We start from the raw sequence: 4,159 nt of genomic DNA, 5'->3' as shown, positions 1-4,159 counted from the left end.
ACGACCATGTCGAAGTCCTGCTTGTGCTCGATGGCCTGGGCGAGCACCCCGTCGGTGACGTACTCGAACGAGGGGCCGGTCAGCTTGACCTCGGTCCGGCTCCGGAACACCGTCGAGGACGAGGTGCTCCACCCGTTCCCGTACAGCGTGTGCCGCCCCTCCAGGGTGAGCTGGGTGACGGGGGCGCCGGCCCCGCCCGGGGCGGGCGTGCCCACGGGCGTGGTCGGGTTCGGGGAGATCCCGACCCGGCCGCCCACGATGAAGAACACGGTGCGCGACCCAGAGAACCCCCACCCCAGGGAGACCTCCCGGCTCTGGGAGGACTCCACGACCGCCGAGGGGCGGGCCGCGATCGACGCGATCCTGGTCGGCACGAACCAGGTGACCACGGTCGTCCGGGTGCGCAGGAGGGAGAGGCCGTCGTTGTTCTGCACCCGGAACCGGTCGCCGTGGCGGTGCCCCAGGCCGGACGAGCCCGCCAGCGACTGCGGTGACATGTGGTTGGCGACGATCATCCCGATCCCGCCCGGCCGCTCGATGGACCGGGGGAACGACCAGTGGTTGCGGTTCAGACCGTCGTAGGTGTACGCGAGCAGGGTCAGCGAGCGGCCTCCGGGGCGCCGTTCGACGGTGGGGTCGAACGCCTGGACCGTGCGCATGACCCTGTCGAGCAGCCGGGCCGCCTCCGTCCGCCGGATCACCGGCGGTCTGGACGGCGGGTAGGCGTGCGCGGGCGCGTGCCCGCCCCGGACGAGGGCGCCCGCGTTCGGGCCGTCCGGCAGGGCGGGTGCGCGTGTGCCCAGGATGAGGCCGTCCGTGTCCGGACCGTCCGGCGGCACGGGTTCGCGCCGTGCGGGCGCTTCCCCGCGCGCGGTGCCGGTGGAGGTACCGACGCCCCCGTCGTCCGTCTCCCCGTCCGCCTCCCGGGAGGCCTTCGGGGGACGGTTCCGGGTCGCGGGGGAGTCGAGGACGTCCGCCCCGGTGTTCGGGGTGCTGCCGTCGTCCGTCTCGTCGGCCTCGCGGACGGTCTCCGAACGGCGGCGTTCGGGGACGGGGGCCGGGGAGGGGTCCCGGGCGAGGGAGAACGCCCCGTCCCGGAACAGGGTCCGGGCCCAGGTCCCGGTCGCCCGGCGCGGCCCCGTGAAGCCCTGGTCCATCGGCGGGTCGAACCGGAACGCCTTCCCCGACCGGGGGACGTGCAGCTCCACCCGGGCGTGCATCCGGCCGCCGAGGTCCCCGCCGGGCGCCGGCGCCGTGTCGGGGGTCCGTGCCCCCTCCGGCACGGCCGGGGGAGGCAGCGGCAGCGGCCGCGAGGTGCGCTCCGGGGTCTCGGACACCCGCGCCGAACGCGGGACCACCGCGTCCCGGGGGCCCAGCCACGCGGAGAACTCCACCTCCGCGAACAGCAGGCGGCTGCCGCCCTTGTCCTTGACGTTGTCCTCCGCCGTGACCGAGCGGCCGCTCTCCCGTTGGCGGCCCGACCGCGACTCGCCCGTCAGCCGGGCCGTGCCGCCCGCGCTGCGGGACGGCAGACCGGACGCGTCCGTCCCCGACCCCACACCGCGCCAGGTGGCGCCGGCCCGCAACTCCAGGGCGTGCGCGGACGAGGAGAACTCTCGGCGGCGCACCCCGGAGGACGAACCCGTGGTGCTGCCGGTGTGCCCGTCGGGCATCGGGTCCCCCTCGGAGAACCGGAGCACGTCCGCCGACAGCCACAGCGAGACCTGGTCGGGGACGAACAGCGTGCGTTCGCGGAACTGGTCGGGCCCGGCGAACTTCCTGGTCTCCGTCAGCTTCACCTCCACCCCGCCCGACAGCCACTCGTCGCGCCGACCGCGGAAGGCGCCGGGGTCCAGTTCCGCCAGCACCCGGGCCGTGTTCAGCACCGCCGCGTCGTGGTTGCGGCGGCTGAGCCACCCGGTGTGCGTGTTCCGCGGCGCCGCCGCGCCCGGCAGCGCGAGGTGCGGCAGCACCAGCCCGGGATGGACCGTGTTGATCGCCGTCAGAACCCGGTGGGCGTATTCCCGGAACACCGTCACCGGGATCCCCTGCGCGTTCCGCCGCACCTGGGCGCCGTCCTCGAACGTCACGTCCCGCACCGGGGACTCGCCCAGGTGGGTGACCTGCGGGCGGTCCAGGAACGGGTCGCCCACCGGCCCGGTGATCGGCCGCGGCGCGGGCGGGGGCGTCTGCGCCCGGCGCACGTCCCGTTCGCTCAGGGCCTCCAGGGTGGTCGTGTCGAACACGACGGGGTCGCGGTCGCCGTCGAGCCAGGCGGCGATCCCCCGCTCCACCCGGTAGACGCCGTTCTTGGTGCCGTGGAACAGGTGCGCGTCCCAGGCCCCGTTGCTCTGGCCCCGCCCCTGCCCCCACTCGCGGGTGTACGAGTATTCGAGGTAGGGCATCTCCAGCCGGACCGCGTCGCCGGGCAGCCGCTCCACCACGCCCAGGCCCGGCCGCACGGAGAACCCGGTCGTGCGCTGGGCGTTCAGGCCGTCGCCGCGGGCGGAGCGGTCGGTGTGCTTGAGGTTGAACGCCTTGGGGACGTCGGGCACGTTGTCCATGGAGGTCGCGTACGACCAGAGCGTGAGCGTGCGCTGACGGCCGTCGGAGTCCTCGAACACCAGGGTCTTGGGGCCGTCGGTGAGCCCGGGCAGCTCCGCCAGCAGGCTGTCGGCGTCCAGCATCCGGTGGACCCGCTCGTACAGCAGGTCCTGCCGCTCGGGCTTCTTCTCGGGCACCGTCACCACGCCCGGCTCCCCGGGGCCGCGCCTGCGGTGCAGGACCCGGCGCCACCGGGACGGCTCCTCCGGTGGACGCAGCCCCAACCGCTCGGCGGCCCACGCGCCCAGCGCCCGCCGCGACCCGGTGCCCGCGCCGCCGGTACCTTGTCCGGAGCCGCCGCCCGTGTCGCGCCGGACGAGGTCTCCGATGGAGATCGGGTGGGAGTTCGTGAGGAGCCCGCCGTGCGGGGCGGGGGCGTCCGTGTTCCCCCGGCCGTCCGTGTCCGCCGGGGCGAGCGGGTCGCCGAACACGACGGTCTCCGGGAGGTCGTCGCGCCGGACCAGGCCCCCCATGACGGTCAGGTCCACCTTGTCGTCCAGTTGTACCGACAGCTGCACCGAGGGCCGGGCGGCGTTCCCGATGGTGAGGTCCGCGTACAGGGTCGCGGTGTACTCCTCGCCGTCCCCGGTCATCTCCGTGGTCTGGATCCGGGTCCGGGTCAGGTCGGCGCTCTGCTGCCAGGAGGCGGACCCCACCCCCGCCGAACCGCGGATCCCGAACGAAGGAACCGGGACGCCGCCGGTGGCCAGCATGGTGCCCTGGAGGGAGAACCCGGGGCGGCGCTGCATGCCGACGGCACCGGACTCGGAGTCGCCGCTCTGGTCCTGGACGTCGTGCAGGCCCTTGTACTTGGCGGGGGCGGGCCGTGCGGGGTCCGGGGCCTTCGGGTGCCAGTCGTCCTCGGCCCGCAGCCGCAGCCGGTGGACCTGTCCGCCGGGTCCGCCGACCTCGAAACCCCGTCCCCGGAAGAAGGGGCGGGGGTCCCGGCGCAGCGCGGTGGAGATGTCGGCCGCGACGTCCGGGTCGATCCCCGGCAGGGACCGCACGATCTGTTCGGCGTTCACCCGGACGCCGTAGGTCTCGACCCACTCGGACTCGATGAGGTAGTTGAGCCGCACCGGAGGGGGAGTGGGGGTCGGCGTGGGGTCGTCCTCGGCCGCGATGTCCTCCGTGATCTCCTGCGGCGCGCGCTCGCGGGTGTCCTCGACGGCGGGCGTGCGGTCCTCCTCGGTGACGGGGAACTCCGAACGCCGCTGTTCCGGCACCTCCGGGGGCTTCTCGCCCTGGACGCGGCGCGGTGGGAGCCGGTCCGGGTCGTCCGGGTCGACACCGTCCGGGCGCCGCTCGGGCTCGGGTTCCCGGGACGGCACACGGGTGTGCTCCGACACGGTCGGGACGGCGGGTCCGCGGACTTCCCGCACCGGGGCGGGGGACCTGGGCTCCTCCTCCGCGAGGCCGGTGTCCCGTGCCTCGGGGACGAGGCTCTGGTGGGCGGTCGGCTCGGGGATCAGGACGGTCATGACCCGGATCGACCGCGGGGGGTCGAGAAGCCGCATCTGCATGTCGGAGAGGGCGGTGAAGCGCTGGCTGGCTT

1 protein-coding gene is annotated in these 4,159 nt (G+C 74.8%); it reads right to left on the bottom strand.

The window, feature by feature from the left end:
* A partial coding sequence (locus tag ACJOT3_RS33115) for a hypothetical protein (protein ID WP_406977077.1) occupies positions 1–4,159 on the bottom strand: 4,159 nt, incomplete at both ends.

It is taken from the genome of Nocardiopsis protaetiae, from assembly GCF_045446735.1.
GTDB classification, from domain to species: domain Bacteria; phylum Actinomycetota; class Actinomycetes; order Streptosporangiales; family Streptosporangiaceae; genus Nocardiopsis; species Nocardiopsis protaetiae.
Note: the sequence above shows the minus strand (reverse complement) of the source record. Positions and strands in the feature narration are given on the sequence as shown.